This window comes from Rossellomorea sp. GCM10028870 (genome assembly GCF_042666755.1).
Taxonomy (GTDB): Bacteria; Bacillota; Bacilli; order Bacillales; family Bacillaceae_B; genus Rossellomorea.
The window spans coordinates 295,538-313,548 of record NZ_JBHTGN010000001.1 but is presented as its reverse complement, the minus strand read 5'-3'; the positions used below and the strand labels follow the sequence as shown (position 1 = coordinate 313,548).

The following is an 18,011-nucleotide window of genomic DNA, read 5'->3' as shown; positions in this document are numbered from 1 at the left end:
AGGTTTGACTTATGACCTCGAGCCTCTAGCCGCCGGAGCTGGATGCAACCAAAAGCGGAGGCGGCTCGTTGTGGCCCAAAACTGGCATTTCTCTATCAAAACCTGCTGAAAGGACGATCCTTTTTGGCAGGTTTTTGTTTTTTGGACTGCTTTCCCATCCATTTATAGGGATTGACGGGTGGTATTAAGGGGTAATTCCGGTTGTTGTGCCACTTTCACCAGAACTTGTGCCAGATTCACGTTTTGTTGTTCCAAATTGTGAACAACCTCCTAAGATAGACTTTTGACTTATCCAATCATGTAAAAAACAGCCATCCTAGTTTACCTTTTCAAAAAATTTCTACTGTTGATACCCATATCTCCTCACCCCATCATACATTAGTAAAAAAGCCTGGAGGTGTATGGATTGATTATCATTGAAAATGGATTGTCAAGTAATGGGTTGCAGAATCTATCACCTGTAGAAAAAAGCATCGTTAAAGCGCTGGAAAGCAGTCCTACGGAGTATCGTTACCGTAATTTAGGCGAGCTCATATTTGAGTTGAAGATGCGGGAACGATTCATTGCCAATGCAAGGAGCATGGATGAGGGTGACGCCAAATTCGCTGCTTTTGAACATTCCTATTTCAACTCTGCCTTTTGGATCAAGACTCCATATGGATATAGGCTTCGCGACTCGAAGCTTCCATCAGAGGCCATTGAAGATATATTCACAAATAGCTCTGCCTATAGCTTCGAATGTGTCACCAGCATTGTCCTCATTTACTATAAATCAATCCTTGATACGATCAGGACTCCTTATTTCAATCAGCTGTTCTCCCCCCTTTTAGTGTGGGGTCACAATTATGACGATGATATGAGCATGGTCACCTATGAAGGCGTGGACTATATTCCAGGGGATGTTTATTATTTCTCTAACCCTGATTATGACGATCCGATATGGATGGGGGAAAATTCTGTGTTTTTAGGAGAGGATCAGTATTTTGGTCACGGAGTGGGAATCATGACTCATGATGAAATGATAGAAGCTTTAAATACTCTTCGAAAAAAAGATGCAACCGAATCAGCCTTTCTCCTTCAACAAGTCACCCGTTTGAAGTTCTCAGATTTATACCGGTATGCATAAAAGTGACGAACTGTGATGAGTCCGTCACTTTTTGTTGCTTTTTAGTTGTCCAGCTACGGCGGCTAGACCCTCGAGGGCATAAGTCAAACTTCCCAAAAAGGCAAAGGACGCCTTTCCGGGATGTTCGCCTTATGCTTGTCGGGTCTGACCAAGCCGCCTCCGCTTTTCTATGCCGCTACATCCCTCTTATTAAAGACGATGAAGGCCAGCAGCTGGAAGATGATGAAGTAGATGATGAGCATGGTGATCGAGAAGCCCATGGTCATGCCGTCCACTAGCGGTGGTGTGAAACCTGTATATTGAGTCAGATCTGTGTTCGCGAACAGACTGAATTTTGCCCAGTCGAATCGAAGAGCGAGCAGGCTCGTTGCATTGGCTCCCACAAATAATAGAAACAGGGAAATCCCGATAGCCAGTGAGCTGCTTCTGAATACGGTCGAAATCATGAATGCCATCGTAGCCATCATCACGACATCGATGGTTTTCAATAAATATGTTTTAATCAGGTACCCGACAATATTTTGTTCGACTACCTTTCCATCCACATACGCCAAATGAGTTGATTGATCTGTTCCGCCAAATAATAGAAGGCCGATCAGGAAAGATACAACGAATAATACAAGTAGCATACTCATTCCGAATAAAATGACGGTGAAATATTTAGATAACAGGATTTTAGTCCTGGAAATAGGGCGGATGAGCAAAAGCTTGATAGTGCCCCAGCTGAACTCACTTGCCACAATTCCCGCTGCCACGATGATGGCAAACAGACCTACAACAAGAACGGAGAATGCATTCGTTTCTACAAACGTCCAAACGGTTTCTTTCACTTTAGGCTGAATGTCGTTTTCAATTCGATATTCATTAATAGCAATCCTTCTTTCGGTGTCTTTCACGATAAACTTATTCATACTTGGATTTTCAGATAACATTTGCTTATCTGCTTCCACTTGTCCTGTCAGTTCCTGCTTCCAGTTTTCCGATTCCTTTGCTTTTCCGTCATCATACTTGGTGAAAGCAGCCGTAACACCAATAATAAGAATAAGTAATCCGAGCATTACATACGTTCCGACCCGCTTGAATATTTTTGTCCATTCATTTCTGATAAGACTAAGCATGCACGACCTCTCCTTTATCATTCGTAATTTCTAAGAATCTGTCTTCTAATGTTTTGGCAATTGGCATAACGCTATAAATTTGAACATCTGCTTCCACTAGAGCGCGAATGACATTCGGGACTTGCTCTTTTGTTAGAGCTACCTGAACTTCCGAACCCTTGGCTTCATATTTAATTGCTGGATCAAATAATTTCAGTACAGCTTGGATTTTTTCAGCATCATTTACCTCAAAATGATAAACCTGCTCTGACCCCTCTACAAAATCACGCACCTGCTGCACATCCACAAGCTTTCCGGATTGGATGATCCCGATACGATCACACATCATTTCCATTTCAGATAATAAGTGACTCGATACGATAACCGCCATACCCTCTTCCTGGGCAAGCTTTCTGATATACGCACGAATTTCGCGGATACCGGCAGGATCCAGTCCATTTGTAGGCTCATCGAGTATGAGGAGCTTTGGTTTATGGAGCAGGCATTGCGCCAGACCCAAGCGCTGTCTCATTCCAAGTGAATAAGTTTTCACTTTATCATTGATGCGGTCTGTTAAACCGACAAGTTCGATGACTTCCTTCATTCTTTCTTCGGTGATTCCATTTTGCATGCGGGCAAAATGTTTTAAGTTTTGATATCCCGACATGAACTTATAGAGCTCCGGGTTTTCAACGATGGCACCAACATCCTTAATGGCACCTTCGAAATCTTTTTTGATGCTCTTCCCAGAAATCAGGACGTCTCCTTTTGAAATATTCATTAGTCCTACTATCATTCGGATCGTCGTCGTTTTTCCTGCTCCATTAGGTCCCAGAAAACCGAATACTTCCCCTTCATACACATCAAAGGATAAATTATCGATAATGGTCTTGCCTTTAATGACTTTTGAGACACCCTGTAATTGCACAACCGTCTTCATCACTTCATCTTCCCTTCTTTTTTCGTTGTTTGTTTCAACCACTGCAGGACTGACAATCCTTCTATTTCTCTAAGCTCTTCTACCTGACAGTGCCCTTTAATTTCTCCATCATTGATAATGAACGCTTCATCAAGTATCCCTTCAATTTCATCGATTTCATGGGTTGCTATGATCACTGTCTGATTCCCGAAATCGATATAGGATAAGAGACCTTTCACGATGGAGTCCCTTACCATGGGATCCAACCCTGAAAATGGTTCATCCAGGAGCAGGACCTCCGTATTTCGGGACAGGGCAAGAACAAGCTTCAGTCTGCCGCGATTTCCTTTCGATAAATGCTTGATCTTCTTCTTGCTATCCAGCTCCATAAATCCCACTAACTCATGAGCACGGGTCAAGTCAAAGTCTGAGAATTGAGAGGCGTAAAACCGGATCATCCCATCAACGGTAAATGCTTCGTAAAACATATCCAATTCAGTAAGATACGCCACTTCACTTGCTTGTTTCCGGGTAACAGGCTTGCCGTTCATGGTCACAGTACCTGCACTCGGAAGAACTAAACCTGCGATCATCTTCAAAGTGGTCGATTTTCCGCTGCCGTTCGGACCTAAAAGACCATAAATCTTACCCTTTTCAAATTGAAACGACGTATTCTTTAAGGCCATTTCATTTCCATATTTTTTGGTTACACCTTCAAATTTCACAACCATCTCTATTCCTCCCCTCTTTGGGCAAGGTATCTCTCGACGCCATTTATCATTTGTTCTTTTGTTAATCCCAGTTCTTTCATATTCTTAATGAACGATTCAATCACTTCCTGTTGGACCTTTTCATTCAAAACTGAAAGAACCTCTTCCTTTTCCGTTACAAATGTTCCCTGCCCTCTCCTCGTCTCCACAATTTCCATCCTTTCTAATTCGCTGTACGTACGTTGAATGGTATTTGGATTCACCCCGGATTGAACGGCCATTTCCCGGACAGAGGGCAGTTTGTCACCCGGAGTTAATTCTTTTCTTACAATCTCACGTATGATTCGATCAGCTATTTGAAGGTATATCGGCTTGGAAGCTGTATATTCCTCTGTCATGTATTACACCTCAACCTTACGATCTAATAACCAGCATGAAATGATAAATACGACTATCATGACTATTCCCTCGAATACAAACGGCAGCAAGGGCAGCGGGATCATTTCAGGATCAAAACCGGCCTTCGCCTGATTGGAACCAACCGAGAAAAAGACGCCCGAACTCACTTCAACAGTAAAAGTATCGAAGAGTAATCTTTCCACCCATTTAATGCTCATAAGAAATGCGACAATACTTTGATACACAATGATAAAACCAGCTACAAAAATCCATCGTATACTCTTGATGGATGGATACTTTGAAAGAGAGTGGTAGAAGGTCCATAAGAAAATCGTCCATCCGGATATATACAGGCCCACCACCGTTACGCCTAAATTAAAGAAGATGCCTTCTTTAATCGGCCAATAGGAGAAAAGAGAGGCTTCCGGATACATGAGCATGGAGATGATCCCCAGGCCATCCACTAACAGTAGTGACAAAGTGGAGTAAATAAATGCAATAATCAACTTGGGCAACAAGAGCATAAACCCGTTATAGGGACTGTGAAGCCAGAGCTGTGTTTTCCCTTCCAGACGAAGCATGGAGCATACGATGCCCGGAAGAAAGGCAAAATGAAATACACCGATCATGATGAGAAAGATTTGAACAATCGTTGGCTCTTTGACGAAATTCCCGATCACCAATCCAATAATGTAAATCAGAAAAATAATCGCTAACCAGCCAAAAAACCAAACCTTAGAGGTTTTAAAGTCTTTCCAAAGAAGACCTGTAAAAGCGTTCATACGTGCACTCCTTTTAACGTGTCATGGTGTTCTAGTTAGATAGTACACTATGACACATTAAACAGTCAATCCTTTTTTAACCCAATTAATGGAATTAGTTTTCAAGAATGTGTACAGCTGGCTAAGAGGGGGCTTGAAGTTGGATAGAAAATTCGCCGTACTGCTTAAAGTATAGAAAAAGGACTGAATCCATTTTAGATTCAGTCCTTTTTCTGGGCATTATTTGTCTTTTACTCTTTTAATTTCAATATGCTTTAACAGCTGGTTCATCACATGACTGGCTGCAATCAAACCTGCAACCGATGGAACAAACGCATTGGAAGACGGAGGAAGTTGCGCTTTACGAATCTTTGCATCATCTTTTCCTACTTCTTTTCGAATATCTTCACGGATGACAATCGGACTTTCATCAGAGAAGACAACGGTTACGCCTTTTTTAATTCCTTCTTTTTTCAGGCGGGTACGAATCACCTTGGCAATTGGATCCGTATGCGTTTTACTGATATCCGCAATTTTAAAGCGTGTGGGATCGGTTTTATTCGCCGCTCCCATGCTCGCGATTAGAGGAATATCTCGTTTTATGCACTCTTTCATTAAGTGAATTTTATAGGAAATCGTATCAGAAGCATCGATCACATAATCCAATCCCTGATTGAAAAATTCCTCGTATGTTTCCTCCGTGTAGAACATCTTTAAAGCAATGACTTCACAGTCTGGATTAATATCCTTAATGCGGTCCCTCATCAGATCGACCTTTGGCTGACCCACTGTAGAGAGCAATGCATGGACTTGACGATTGACGTTGGTGATATCCACATCATCTTTATCCACTAACACAAGACGGCCTACACCCGATCTGGCTAAAGCCTCAGCTGCAAAGGATCCCACTCCCCCGATTCCCAATACTGCCACCGTACTATTTTTAAGGGTTTGAAGTCCTTCTTTACCGATCGCTAGTTCATTTCGTGAAAACTGGTGTAGCAAAATAATCAACTCCATTATAAGTATTCAACTAGGTTTATACTGAATTAGAATAAAGGATATAGGACCGAAAATCAATATGAAATGTTGTCCCTCTCCCTTCGTTTACCCCATTAAGAGAAGATTTAGTCCCAACAAAAAAGCCAGGCCTCTATTCAGCCTGACTTTTCATTCTATAAGATCTTCGTTAAACTATCATGTTTGGATGAGTCCCAATCGTGCCGCCGCCATCATTTCCTTCGTTTTGAACCCGCTCTCGGCAGGTGGGTGCTTTATTCCACTATTTGTTAGTCCCCGGCACGGGGCATGAACGCCTAGCAGAAACGTCAAGCTCCCAAAGTTTGAAGTGTTCGGTCAAAACTGTTAGGTAAAAACGTCGCACACATCAGGACTCGTTTGTGATTGTTTAAATAATATCATATCACCATGATGTTTTCAATGAATGACCCCCGGAATTTAATTACATTATTCTACATCGAGCGACAAAGATAACTCTTTTAATTGAGCTTCACTTACTCCACCAGGAGCGTCCGTCAGTACACAGCTTGCACTCGCCGTTTTCGGGAAGGCAATCGTATCACGAAGATTCGTGCGACCTGCAAGTAGCATCACTAAACGGTCAAGCCCAAGGGCGATTCCGCCATGTGGAGGTGTTCCATATTCAAAGGCTTCCAAAAGGAAACCAAACTGTTTTTCCGCTTCTTCCTTGGAGAATCCAAGTACGCTGAACATTTTTTCTTGAATGTCACGCTCGTAAATACGAAGAGAACCTCCGCCCAGCTCATATCCATTTAATACAAGGTCATAAGCTTCTGCACGAACAGCACCGGGATCTGTTTCAAGCAGTTCCAGGTCTTCTCTCACTGGCATAGTGAACGGGTGATGAGCGGCATAATAGCGGTTCTCACCTTCATCAAACTCAAGTAATGGCCAGTCTGTCACCCATAGGAAATTGAATTTCGTTTCATCAATCAATCCCAATTCTTTTCCTAATTTCAGACGGAGGGCACCCAGGGCATCCGCTACTACTGTCTTTTTGTCAGCGACAAACAGTAACAAGTCTCCTGCTTCTGCATGGGCTGAAACAGAAATTTGTGCAGCATCTTCTTCTGTCACGAATTTGGAGATAGGTCCTTTTAAGCCTTCCTCTTCTACTTTTAACCAGGCGAGACCTTTTGCACCATAAACGGAAACAAATTCTGTCAACGCATCAATGTCTTTACGGGAATACCCGGAAGCTCCGCCTTTTACATTGATTAATTTCACTTGACCACCATTTGCGACCGCACCGGAGAATACTTTAAACCCTGAATCCTTCACGATTTCTGATACATCGACCAGTTCCATTCCAAAGCGTGTGTCCGGTTTGTCTGAACCATATCGGCTCATAGCATCATCATACGACATTCTAGGGAATGGAATTTGAACGTCTAAGCCTTTCACATCGTTCATCAGCTTGTTCATCATACTCTCTACCAGGGAGATGATTTGCTCTTTATCCATAAAGCTCATTTCCATGTCAATCTGAGTGAATTCAGGTTGACGGTCTGCACGAAGGTCCTCATCACGGAAACAACGGGCAATTTGATAATAACGGTCAAACCCGGATACCATCAACAATTGCTTGAAAATTTGCGGTGACTGAGGAAGCGCGTAAAATTCACCTTGATGTACACGGCTTGGTACCAAATAGTCACGGGCACCTTCTGGCGTACTCTTTGTTAAAATCGGCGTTTCCACATCCAGAAATCCGTTATCGTTTAAGAAACTACGGAATGAAGTAGTAACATTATGGCGCATCTTAAATGTTTCCATCATCGCTGGACGACGAAGATCTACATAACGGTATTTCAAGCGAACATCTTCAGACACTTCCATTTGATCATCAATCATGAATGGAGGGGTCTTGGCTTCATTTATGATTTGAACCTCTTCTGCGTGAATTTCCACTTTTCCTGTTTTCAGGTTGGGGTTCACCGTTCCTTCTCCTCTTGCTACGACAGTTCCCGTCACACTTAATACATACTCATTACGAATTTTTTCCGCAAGAGCCAGAGCGTCTTCTGATAAATCGGGATTAAACACGACTTGAACAATGCCCTCTCTATCACGAAGGTCGATAAAGATTAATCCACCTAAGTCCCTTCTCTTTTGAACCCAGCCTTTTAAGGTGATTTTTTCACCTGTGTATGATTCCGTTATCTCTCCGCAATACGCCGTTCTTTTTGTCATCATATTCTCCTCCTTGTCAAATCCAGGTGCTTATTTACCGAGTTTGTTCTTTACATTTTCTACGAAATGATCAAGACTTATTTCTTCCTGCTCACCAGTAGACATATCTTTAAGATTGATTTTATTTTCTAGTATTTCGTTATCTCCAATGACGGCTACATATTTCGCTTCATAACGGTCAGCTGCCTTAAATTGACCTTTCACCTTGCGATCCAGGTAATCCTTCTCTGAAGAAATTCCCACTTGTCTTAAGTTGTGAAGGAGTTTAACAGCATAATCTTTTGCTTCTTCTCCCAGTGAAACAATAAAGCAATCCACACCTTGCTCGATTGGAAGTTCAACGTTTTCAGCTTCCAGAGCGGAAAGAAGTCTTTCGATACTGAAGGCAAAACCGATTCCAGGAGTTTCAGGACCACCGATCATTTCCACCAGTCCATTGTAACGCCCTCCACCACAAAGGGTCGTGATGGCTCCAAAGCCTTCTGCGTCACTCATGATTTCAAAGGCAGTGTGATTATAATAATCAAGGCCGCGAACAAGCGTCGGATCGACTACGAATTCAACATCCATCCCGGTTAAGTGGGATTGGACCTTTTCGAAATAGGCTTTCGATTCATCATTTAAGTAATCGAGAATCGATGGTGCCGTAGCCATTAATTCATGATCGCGGTCTTTTTTACAATCCAGGATACGTAGTGGATTCTTCTCTAAACGATTTTGACAATCTCCACAGAATTCATCGATTCTTGGTTTAAAGTGATTGATCAGCGCTTCTCTGTGAGCGTTTCGGCTACCCGCATCTCCAAGACTATTAATGACTAACTTTAATTGAGTCAGTCCCAGTTTCTTGTAAATCCCCATCGCTAATGAAATCACTTCCGCATCAATCGCCGGGTCTTCACTTCCTAATGCCTCAACCCCGAACTGGACAAATTGACGGTACCGGCCGGCCTGTGGTCTTTCATACCTGAACATAGGTCCGGAGTAAAAGAGCTTTGTTGGTTGATTCGGATGACCGAACATCTTATTGCCTACGAAGGATCGAACAACAGAAGCGGTGCCTTCAGGTCGCAGTGCCAAGCTTCTGCCTCCACGATCTTCAAACATATACATTTCTTTCTGTACGATATCCGTTGTATCTCCTACACCTCGGGTAAATAGTTCGCTCGCCTCGAAGATAGGGGTGCGGATTTCTTTATACTGATAGGCGTGACAAAGATTCTTTGCCACTTCCTCTACATACTGCCACTTCTCTACTTCACCTGGTAGAATGTCCTGTGTACCTCTTGGAATTTGAATGGACAAGATGATTTCCTCCTTCTCGAATACAGTTAAATTTATGTAAAATAAAAAAAGCCCTCAATCCCTTGTATATAATACAAGGGACGAGAGCTGTTATTCCCGTGGTGCCACCCTAATTGAAGTCTATCAAGACCTCCACTTAGCCAGTTAACGCCTGGTACGTTCATCTCCTACTAAAGAACCTTTTTCAGAGAGAAACCTCCTGAGTGTTCATTCACTAAGTCACATTGTAGAAATGCTCTCAGCCAAGGCATTTCCTCTCTTTACACGTGGGTGTCAGCTACTATGCTCGATCAACGGTTTTTGTAAATGTTATTTTATTTCTATAATGATACGGATGCCGTTAGTTCATGTCAAGAGGTTTAAAAAAATTTCGTTACGATCTTTCCATTTTCTTTTTCAGTAACTTAACTTCTTTCAACGATAACCCGAACTCGGAAGCAAGTTCCACATTCAATGCATCTTTCTCACGTTCTAGAAACTGGTGAAAATCAACACCGAACAGCTGGTTATCACCATTTGCATTCATAAACCCTTTTTCACTTGACCTCAATTCAATCATCCTTTCAAAACATTCCTTAACTCTATCATTTCCAATTACCTATTTTTATTTCGTTTTAGAGGAATTTAATTTTTTTTATCGTATTAAAACCTTAAGGGTTTTTTCGATAAACCGTCGGAATTTTGATCAATATCTTAGTGAAAGGATCCGATATTACTATTGTGTTTGTTTATTACTAACAGGAGGTGACGATGATTAAGAAAATTATTGCATCGATACTGATTGTGCTCATGATCATTCCTTTTCAGGCACTTGAAGCTGATTATGCACATGCAGATTCAGGTACGGCCACAATCAGTGTTTCGACTCTGAATGTCCGGACGGGTCCTGGACTCAGTTATCCCGTTCTGACGAAGGTACATAGAGGGGAAGAGTACAGTATAGTAGATACACAAAATGAGTGGTATAAGGTCACGACCGATAGTGGAGAGGGCTGGGTTGCCGAATGGTTGGTCTCAGTAGAAGCTGCCGCTTCCGACGTTTCTCCCAAACAGGAAAGACGGGTGATCACAGATGGGTTACGCGTCAGAAAAGGCCCAAGCACCTCTGAAGGAGTCGTGACGGTTCTAAACACCGGTGATAGAGTATCCGTTTCCCACGAAGAGGGTGACTGGCTGTTCATCGAATCGGATAAGGGCAGCGGCTGGGTGCATGAGGAATATGTGTCGGAAAACAACGCAACTCCTTCCCCATCGAAAAAGGGTGAGAATAAACAAGGAATCATCACCGACAACTCCCTAAATGTTCGAACCTCCCCTTCTCTTCAAAGTTCCGTCCTTGGAGTATTAAACAAGGGAGATCATGTAGAGGTAACAGGAAGTGTCAGCGGGTGGTACGAGATTCAATTTGGCAGCGACAAGGCGTGGGTGAACGATGCATATATAGAATTCTCTTCGAGGGCCAATGACGAGGAGCCCGCCTCCTCGTCCACAAATCTTGTAGGAATCATTACGGTTCACAGTTTAAATGTCCGTGATGAAACCTCATTAAACGGGAGCGTCGTTGGAAAGGTCTCAAAAGGGGAGAAATACTCCTTATTAAAAGAGAAAAACAATTGGTATCAGATTAAACTCTCAAATGGAAAAAAAGGCTGGATTGCCGGCTGGTATGTCCAAAAGACCGTTACTGCCTCCGCCCATGAGAGTGAACCATCTTCAGAAAAAGAAAACGTCACAGTCCTATACAATGGTACCAATATCAGAAGTGAAGCAAACGCCAGGGCAAGCGTCATCGAACGGGGCTCCAGTGGTGACAGCTTCCCCGTTATCAGCAAAAACGGAGATTGGTATGAAATTGAATTAGATGACGGCAGTGCAGGTTTTGTTGCCGGCTGGGTGGTGTCCATCCGATCCAGCACCGGGGAGAACACCACTCCTCCACGCAAGCGAAGCGGCGGCTTACAAGATAAAGTCGTGGTGATTGATCCGGGGCATGGAGGCAGGGACAGCGGAACGATCGGAGCAAGTGGGACATTGGAAAAGCTCCTTACCATGAGAACCGGGGAACTCCTTGCCGAAAAGCTAAAGAGCGCTGGAGCCAAAGTGGTCTTAACAAGGAAAAACGATGAATATCTTTCATTACCATCAAGGGTATCATTATCTCATTATTATCAGGCTGATGCCTTTATCAGCCTCCATTTTGACAGCATTCTGGATTCCTCTATCGTCGGGCATACTACCTACTATTATCAAGGTCACCAGGAAGAATTGGCAGATGAAATTCATGGAAGCCTTGCAGAGCGGTTACCGACGAAAGACCGGGGTGTACGGGTAGGAGATTATCACGTTGTTCGTGAAAACAATCAGCCGGCTGTCCTTTTGGAGCTGGGGTTCTTAAGTAATCCGGCAGAGGAAGCCAATGTCAATACACAGTATTTCCAAGACCTGGCGGCAACGGCTATCTATCATGGTTTAGGAGATTACTTTACTAACTGATGCTGCGCCCAATGCAGTATGCTTCATGAATGAAAAAAGCTGATCCTTTAGCTAAATGAAGGATCAGCTTTTTATTATTTACTTTCTATCATTAACGTAACAGGACCATCATTCGTTAAACTCACGTCCATCATGGCTCCAAATACGCCCGTTTCCACTTTAATACTTTTTTCTTTTAATACCTTATTAAAGTAGTCGTAAACAGACTCTGCGTGATCGGGCTTCGCTGCACTCATGAAGTTTGGCCTTCTTCCCTTACGGCAGTCCCCGTAAAGAGTGAATTGAGAGATGGAGAGAATCTCGCCTTCTACATCCAGCAAAGAATGATTCATCTTCCCCTCTTCATCTTCAAAAATACGCAAATTCACTACCTTGTCTGCAACATAACGAGCGTCTTCTTCCGTATCTTCATGGGTGATCCCCACAAGCAATACAACACCTGAACGAATCGCTCCCTTTACTTCTCCATCAACAGTGACGGAGGCTTCTTTACTTCTTTGCAGTACAACCCTCATAAAGAAATCTCCTTTAATTCATGATTCTCCTTACAGCATAAATATCTGAAATTTGTTTAATTCTTTCCACGACTTTGTGTAAGTGGGAGATATTGTGAATCGAAATGGACATATTGATGGTTGCCACTTTATTCCGATCGGATTTTCCACTTACGGCAGATATATTCGTCTTCGTCTCGTTTACCGCCTGAAGCACTTCATTCAATAGACCTCTGCGATCGTAACCGGAGATTTCAATATCCACATTATATTCTTTGCGGTCATTTCCATCACTTTCCCATGACACTGGTATGAGACGCTGCTCTACTTCATCAGCCATAACGTTTGTACAGTCAGCCCGATGGACAGAAACCCCACGGCCTTTTGTAATAAACCCTACAATCTCATCCCCGGGAACAGGACTGCAGCAACGTGATAGTCGGATAAGAAGATTGTCAATCCCCTCTACCTGAACACCTGCGTCTTTTTTACGCTTGACAGGTTGAGCATTTAATTCCTTCATCGTTTCTTCCAGGCTATCTTCCTGTTCACGTTTCTTTCGGTCTCTTTCCGTTAAGCGATTCGCAATTTGAGCGGCCGTAATGCCGTTATACCCAACGGCTGCATACATATCTTCTTCATTTGAGAAATTAAATTTCTCTGACACACGTTTAATATTTTCAGGAGTAAGGATTTCTTTCACATCGAAATCTTGATTCTTGATTTCTTTTTCTACTAAATCCCGGCCTTTTTCAATATTCTCTTCTCTTCGCTGCTTTTTGAAGAATTGCTTGATCTTGTTCTTTGCTTGAGATGTTTGCGCAAGCTTCAGCCAATCCTGACTAGGGCCATATGAATGTTTGGACGTAAGTATTTCGATGATGTCCCCTGTTTTCAGCTTATAGTCAAGAGTGACCATCTTGCCATTTACCTTGGCACCGATCGTTTTGTTACCGATTTCTGAATGAATGCGATATGAAAAGTCAATCGGAACAGATCCCGATGGCAGTTCCAGTACATCCCCTTTAGGGGTGAACACAAAGACCATATCAGAAAAGAGATCAATCTTAAGAGATTCCATGAACTCCTCAGCATTTGCAGATTCATTCTGGAACTCCAATATCTCCCTGAACCAGGAAAGCTTTTTCTCGAAGGAAACCGTTTCGTTCGCTTCTTTTCCTTCTTTATATGCCCAGTGTGCCGCTACACCGTATTCAGCAATCTGGTGCATTTCAAGGGTTCTGATCTGTACTTCAAGGGGATCCCCTTTAGGCCCGATGACAGTCGTATGAAGTGATTGATACATATTCGGTTTCGGCATGGCGATATAATCTTTGAACCTGCCAGGCATTGGCTTCCAGCACGTATGAACGATCCCTAAAACGGCATAGCAGTCCTTTATGCTATCTACCACAACACGTACTGCCAATAAGTCATATATTTCATTGAACTGCTTGTTCTGAAGAGCCATTTTGCGATAAATGCTGTATATATGTTTAGGACGGCCTGAGATTTCCGCTGTGATTTTCACGTCGCCTAATTTATCCTTTACCTCATTTACAACGTCCTCTAAATACTCTTCACGCTCCGCACGCTTTTTCTTCATCAGGTTGACAATACGATAATACTGTTGAGGATTTAAATATCTCAAAGAGGTATCCTCTAATTCCCATTTGATCTTTGAAATCCCTAAACGATGCGCCAATGGGGCAAAGATTTCCAGGGTTTCATTTGCAATTCTTCGCTGCTTCTCCTGTGGCAGATGTTTCAACGTTCTCATATTATGCAAGCGATCTGCCAATTTAATCAGAATGACCCGGATATCCTGAGCCATAGCCACAAACATTTTCCGGTGATTTTCAGCCTGTTGCTCTTCCTGTGACTTATATTTAATCTTTCCAAGCTTTGTGACCCCATCTACAAGCATGGCCACTTCCGCATTGAATGCTTCCTCGATTTCTCCAAGAGAAACACCGGTATCCTCCACTACATCATGAAGAAAACCGGCAGCGACGGTTGCCGGATCCATTTCCAGATCCGCGAGTATTCCTGCTACCTGGATGGGATGAATGATATAGGGTTCACCAGACTTACGGTACTGCTCACTATGGGCATCCCTTGCATACTCATAGGCTTTCTGGACCATCCCTACATGCTCATCATTTAAGTATTCTCTTGTTTTATCAATAACCTGTTCAGGGGTTAGTACTTGATCTTTAGCCATGATCAAAATCACCTTTGTATTTTTAATATATTTCACTAGTGTTCGATTTTAATGATTGTTACTATTATCAAAAAAAAACAGGGTTATGTAAAGGGGTAAGTGTAAAATTCTCAGAATTCATCTGTTTTTGTCGATGATTGTCGACAAAAACAACCACTCCATTCATTTATAACCTCCCATTAACCCTTCCAAATAAAAAATAAGGGCTGACATTCAAAACCAGATGTCAGTCCCTTAAGTTAACAGTATACCACATAGTATATACGTGTATGAGAGTTGATAAACAAAATTAGTATTGCATTAATGTAAGAATATCATAGTTATCAAGCTTATCGCGACCGTCAAGGTACGTTAATTCGATTAAGAATGCCGTCCCCGCCACAATTCCACCTAATTCTTCTACAAGCTTAATCGTAGCTTCGATTGTTCCGCCCGTTGCAAGCAAGTCGTCCGTGATAAGAACTCTTTGTCCAGGTTTGATTGCGTCTTTATGAATTGTCAGTGCGTCTTTTCCGTACTCTAATCCATATTCTTTTTGAATGGTTTCACGTGGTAACTTACCAGGTTTACGTACAGGAGCAAAACCCACTCCCAATGCATACGCCACTGGACAGCCAATGATGAACCCTCGTGCTTCCGGTCCTACAACCAGGTCGATTTGTTTCTCTTTTGCGTATTCTACGATTTGATCTGTCGCGTATCTATAAGCATCACCATTATCCATTAATGTAGTGATGTCTTTAAACTTAATTCCTTCTTTAGGCCAATCCTCGACGATGGTAACATATTGTTTTAAGTCCATGCTTTTACTTCCTCCTCAATTGTAACAGACTCTTCTATCCTTTCATTAAACCAAGTCTTCAACTCTTGATAGGAAGAATATAACAATTCGTTTTCCAGCTCGTATTGTTGTCGTTTCTTCTGATATGTGAGAGATTCAGAAAGATCTTTCTTGGTTTTAGCAGGATTAAGAGAAATAAATCCATTCACTATTGTAACAAACTTCAAATCAAAAAACACCTGTGACATGAAATCTATTGTTTCTTTTGACCAGCCTTTGTATTTCGCCAGGTCATCACCATGTTTATTTAAATCAAATGATCCGCGCTTTGTTAAAAATCCATAGTACCATTTGAAATGGTCACGCGTTGGCATCGTACTGAAAAAATGATCTTCTTCCTGGAAGAAATGAGCATAAATCCGGTGCGGCCGCCCCTTCTTCAAGAGATCTTCAAGTATTGGTTTAGAAGTCGGCAGATCCAGAAGCACCAAACTTGCCTTATCGGTGGAAAGTCCTTCAAGTGAAGAACCATCCTCAAGCAGGATCACTTCATCTTTTTCCAGACTCAGCTTTTCTAAAGTAGCCGGATTAAAACAAATGATTTTTTTATTTTCTTCAGGTATGAGCCCATTCCATTTATGGACTTGTTTAATCCCCCGGACATCAAATAATTGCCAATGCTCAATTTTCACATCATGTAAAAATAGTTGAGGCTTCTTGCGGTTATTCCATTCATTTATGGATAACTCACCTATTACAGAGGCATTTGAAAATGGGGTCATATGATCCGCCAGTTCTCCCAATCCAAAACCGACTCCGTCCAATTGAATGCCATTGTCTTCTAGGACCAGTTTCAAATGATTTTGTGCAGATCCGATTTTTTTATAGTGTTCGATGCTTACACTGTCTATGATCCATTTCGGTTTTGGATTATGCATCCCGAAAGGGGCCAGAAGCTGAAGCTTTTCAATCGACTCTACAGAGATTTCATCCACTGTAACAGAAGCATCAAGCTGTGTGACGGGTATAAAGTCATCTTCCGTCAATTCAGTCGAAGCCAACTCATTTAATCGGTTTCTGAACTGAGCTACATCGTCTAACTGTAAGGTCATACCTGCAGCCATCGGATGTCCCCCAAAATGGGGAAGGATATCACGGCAGGTTGATAAATTCTTGAACAAATCGAACCCTGTGATACTTCTTGCCGATCCCTTTGCCGTTCCCTTTTCAGAATCGAAACTAAGCACGATGGTCGGACGGTAAAACTTGTCGACTAAGCGTGAAGCTACAATCCCGACTACTCCAGGGTTCCAGCCTTCTTTTCCGATTACAAGGACAGCGTTTTCGTTCAGGGGAAAATCATTCTCCACCATCTCAACCGCTTCTTCGGTCATTTGAGACACGATCGCCTGTCTTTCTTTATTCAAGCTGTCAATTTCTTCAGCCAGGGCCTTCGCTTCCTCGGCATCTTCTGTGAGCATAAGATCGACGGCAGGATCTGCATCCCCTAACCGTCCGACTGCATTGATACGGGGAGCAATCATGAACCCAATGGATTCTTCCGTGATTTCCTGTTGTTGAGCATTTGCAATTCGGCATAATGCTTTGATTCCCAATCGGTTTGAAACACGTAGCTGGGAAATCCCACGCTTGGCCAGAAGGCGATTTTCTCCTCTTAACGGCACTAAATCGGCAATGGTTCCAATCGCAGCAAGATCAAGCAGGTGGGTAGGAAGTTCACCGTACAGTGCATGTGCCAGTTTGAATGCCACTCCCACTCCTGCCAATTCTCCAAATGGATAGGTAGTCCCTTCGACCTTTGGATGAATCAAGGCAAAGGCTGGAGGCAATTCCGGTCCAGGTTCATGGTGATCCGTAATGATCAAATCGATCTCCAGTTCTTTTGCCAATTTTGCTTCGTTCACTGCAGATATTCCCGTATCGACGGTTATGATGAGCGTGAATTCTTCATCCTTCGCCCAGCGAAAAGCTCCTTCATTCGGACCGTATCCTTCGCTGAACCGGTTTGGGATATAGAATTCCACATCTGCTCCGATGTCCCTTAACACTGTCATCAATACGGACGTACTACTTACACCATCAGCGTCATAGTCCCCATAAACAAGAATCCTTTCGCCATTTTCAATGGCTTTATGGATTCTTTCCGTTGCTTTCTTCATATCTTCAAATAAAAATGGATCGTGAAATGAATCCCCTGTATCAAATAAAAAATTCCGGGCTTCTTCTACGTCGTCCAAGTCCCGGTTGATTAATAATTTCGCCACAAGCGAAGGTACTTTTAATTCATTTGCCAGTTCTGATATTTTATGTTGATCTGATTCTGTCATCATCCAACGTGTTTTCGAGTTTAACATACGTTCACCCCTCAGCCTTACTCATTATACAAAAAGGAGGGGGCGGTTTCAATCTTAATAGAAGGGTGATGCCAAAGAAAAGGCTGCTTGGGA

General features: G+C 42.6%; 15 protein-coding genes, 1 other RNA gene and 1 other annotated feature. Of the genes, 2 read left to right on the top strand and 14 right to left on the bottom strand.

Annotation, left to right across the window (positions count from 1 at the left end):
- Positions 1-406 precede the first annotated feature (406 nt).
- Complete coding sequence (locus ACFQWC_RS01555; protein ID WP_377105765.1) at positions 407-1,126, top strand: protein-glutamine gamma-glutamyltransferase; 720 nt, start codon at positions 407-409, stop codon at positions 1,124-1,126.
- A gap of 167 nt (positions 1,127-1,293) precedes the next feature.
- Here the strand turns inward: ACFQWC_RS01555 and ACFQWC_RS01550 are convergent, their stop codons facing one another.
- The 10 genes from ACFQWC_RS01550 to ACFQWC_RS01505 form a co-directional block, all read right to left on the bottom strand.
- The gene (locus ACFQWC_RS01550) at positions 1,294-2,244 is read right to left on the bottom strand and encodes an ABC transporter permease (RefSeq protein WP_299738654.1); all 951 of its coding nucleotides are present in this window, start codon (positions 2,242-2,244) and stop codon (positions 1,294-1,296) included.
- Positions 2,237-3,163, bottom strand: a complete 927-nt coding sequence (locus tag ACFQWC_RS01545) for an ABC transporter ATP-binding protein (protein ID WP_299739644.1) — start codon at positions 3,161-3,163, stop codon at positions 2,237-2,239. Before ACFQWC_RS01545 ends, ACFQWC_RS01550 begins: the two co-directional genes overlap by 8 nt.
- Positions 3,163-3,873 carry an ABC transporter ATP-binding protein gene (locus ACFQWC_RS01540; RefSeq protein WP_299738656.1) on the bottom strand — a complete coding sequence of 237 codons (711 nt, stop codon included), beginning with the start codon at positions 3,871-3,873 and terminating at the stop codon, positions 3,163-3,165. The genes ACFQWC_RS01545 and ACFQWC_RS01540 overlap by 1 nt, the downstream gene beginning before the upstream one ends.
- A 2-nt stretch (positions 3,874-3,875) precedes the next feature.
- Positions 3,876-4,250 carry a GntR family transcriptional regulator gene (locus ACFQWC_RS01535; protein WP_299738659.1) on the bottom strand — a complete coding sequence of 125 codons (375 nt, stop codon included), beginning with the start codon at positions 4,248-4,250 and terminating at the stop codon, positions 3,876-3,878.
- A 3-nt stretch (positions 4,251-4,253) separates the two neighbouring features.
- Complete coding sequence (locus ACFQWC_RS01530; protein ID WP_299738661.1) at positions 4,254-5,033, bottom strand: hypothetical protein; 780 nt, start codon at positions 5,031-5,033, stop codon at positions 4,254-4,256.
- Positions 5,034-5,252: 219 nt separating this feature from the next.
- Positions 5,253-6,017 (bottom strand): tRNA threonylcarbamoyladenosine dehydratase, encoded by a 765-nt coding sequence (locus tag ACFQWC_RS01525; protein ID WP_299738663.1) that lies wholly within the window; start codon positions 6,015-6,017, stop codon positions 5,253-5,255.
- A gap of 202 nt (positions 6,018-6,219) precedes the next feature.
- Positions 6,220-6,409: non-coding RNA, 6S RNA (gene ssrS / locus ACFQWC_RS01520), on the bottom strand.
- Positions 6,410-6,479: 70 nt separating this feature from the next.
- Positions 6,480-8,246, bottom strand: a complete 1,767-nt coding sequence (gene aspS / locus ACFQWC_RS01515; protein ID WP_377105761.1) for an aspartate--tRNA ligase — start codon at positions 8,244-8,246, stop codon at positions 6,480-6,482.
- Positions 8,247-8,276: 30 nt separating this feature from the next.
- A complete protein-coding gene (hisS, locus tag ACFQWC_RS01510; RefSeq protein ID WP_299738665.1) occupies positions 8,277-9,551 on the bottom strand; it encodes a histidine--tRNA ligase in 1,275 nt (424 codons plus the stop codon).
- Between the two features lie 73 nt (positions 9,552-9,624).
- Positions 9,625-9,854, bottom strand: a binding site (T-box leader).
- 70 nt (positions 9,855-9,924) lie between these two features.
- On the bottom strand, positions 9,925-10,110 hold the full coding sequence (locus ACFQWC_RS01505; protein ID WP_377105758.1) for an RNA polymerase subunit sigma-70: 186 nt from the start codon (positions 10,108-10,110) through the stop codon (positions 9,925-9,927).
- Between the two features lie 191 nt (positions 10,111-10,301).
- On the opposite strand from ACFQWC_RS01505, the gene ACFQWC_RS01500 reads away from it, so the two are divergent.
- Positions 10,302-12,044, top strand: a complete 1,743-nt coding sequence (locus ACFQWC_RS01500) for an N-acetylmuramoyl-L-alanine amidase family protein (RefSeq protein ID WP_377105756.1) — start codon at positions 10,302-10,304, stop codon at positions 12,042-12,044.
- 74 nt (positions 12,045-12,118) lie between these two features.
- Here ACFQWC_RS01500 and dtd read toward each other — a convergent pair whose 3' ends face one another.
- From dtd to recJ, 4 genes are all read right to left on the bottom strand, one after another.
- Positions 12,119-12,559, bottom strand: coding sequence for a D-aminoacyl-tRNA deacylase (gene dtd / locus ACFQWC_RS01495; protein WP_299738671.1), 441 nt, complete (start codon positions 12,557-12,559; stop codon positions 12,119-12,121).
- Between the two features lie 13 nt (positions 12,560-12,572).
- Positions 12,573-14,762, bottom strand: coding sequence for a RelA/SpoT family protein (locus ACFQWC_RS01490; RefSeq protein ID WP_299738673.1), 2,190 nt, complete (start codon positions 14,760-14,762; stop codon positions 12,573-12,575).
- A gap of 289 nt (positions 14,763-15,051) precedes the next feature.
- A complete protein-coding gene (locus tag ACFQWC_RS01485; protein ID WP_044339542.1) occupies positions 15,052-15,564 on the bottom strand; it encodes an adenine phosphoribosyltransferase in 513 nt (170 codons plus the stop codon).
- Complete coding sequence (recJ, locus tag ACFQWC_RS01480; protein ID WP_299738677.1) at positions 15,555-17,918, bottom strand: single-stranded-DNA-specific exonuclease RecJ; 2,364 nt, start codon at positions 17,916-17,918, stop codon at positions 15,555-15,557. The genes ACFQWC_RS01485 and recJ overlap by 10 nt, the downstream gene beginning before the upstream one ends.
- Positions 17,919-18,011 lie beyond the last annotated feature (93 nt).

Bases quoted from the DNA above. Each gene is read 5' to 3' on its own strand.
- ACFQWC_RS01550 (WP_299738654.1), bottom strand. From the start codon at position 2,244: ATGCTTAGTCTTATCAGAAATGAATGGACAAAAATATTCAAGCGGGTC.
- ACFQWC_RS01490 (WP_299738673.1), bottom strand. From the start codon at position 14,762: ATGGCTAAAGATCAAGTACTAACCCCTGAACAGGTTATTGATAAAACA.
- ACFQWC_RS01500 (WP_377105756.1), top strand. From the start codon at position 10,302: ATGATTAAGAAAATTATTGCATCGATACTGATTGTGCTCATGATCATT.
- ACFQWC_RS01530 (WP_299738661.1), bottom strand. From the start codon at position 5,033: ATGAACGCTTTTACAGGTCTTCTTTGGAAAGACTTTAAAACCTCTAAG.
- ACFQWC_RS01545 (WP_299739644.1), bottom strand. From the start codon at position 3,163: ATGAAGACGGTTGTGCAATTACAGGGTGTCTCAAAAGTCATTAAAGGC.
- dtd (WP_299738671.1), bottom strand. From the start codon at position 12,559: ATGAGGGTTGTACTGCAAAGAAGTAAAGAAGCCTCCGTCACTGTTGAT.
- ACFQWC_RS01540 (WP_299738656.1), bottom strand. From the start codon at position 3,873: ATGGTTGTGAAATTTGAAGGTGTAACCAAAAAATATGGAAATGAAATG.
- ACFQWC_RS01485 (WP_044339542.1), bottom strand. From the start codon at position 15,564: ATGGACTTAAAACAATATGTTACCATCGTCGAGGATTGGCCTAAAGAA.
- ACFQWC_RS01535 (WP_299738659.1), bottom strand. From the start codon at position 4,250: ATGACAGAGGAATATACAGCTTCCAAGCCGATATACCTTCAAATAGCT.
- ACFQWC_RS01505 (WP_377105758.1), bottom strand. From the start codon at position 10,110: ATGATTGAATTGAGGTCAAGTGAAAAAGGGTTTATGAATGCAAATGGT.
- recJ (WP_299738677.1), bottom strand. From the start codon at position 17,918: ATGTTAAACTCGAAAACACGTTGGATGATGACAGAATCAGATCAACAT.
- aspS (WP_377105761.1), bottom strand. From the start codon at position 8,246: ATGACAAAAAGAACGGCGTATTGCGGAGAGATAACGGAATCATACACA.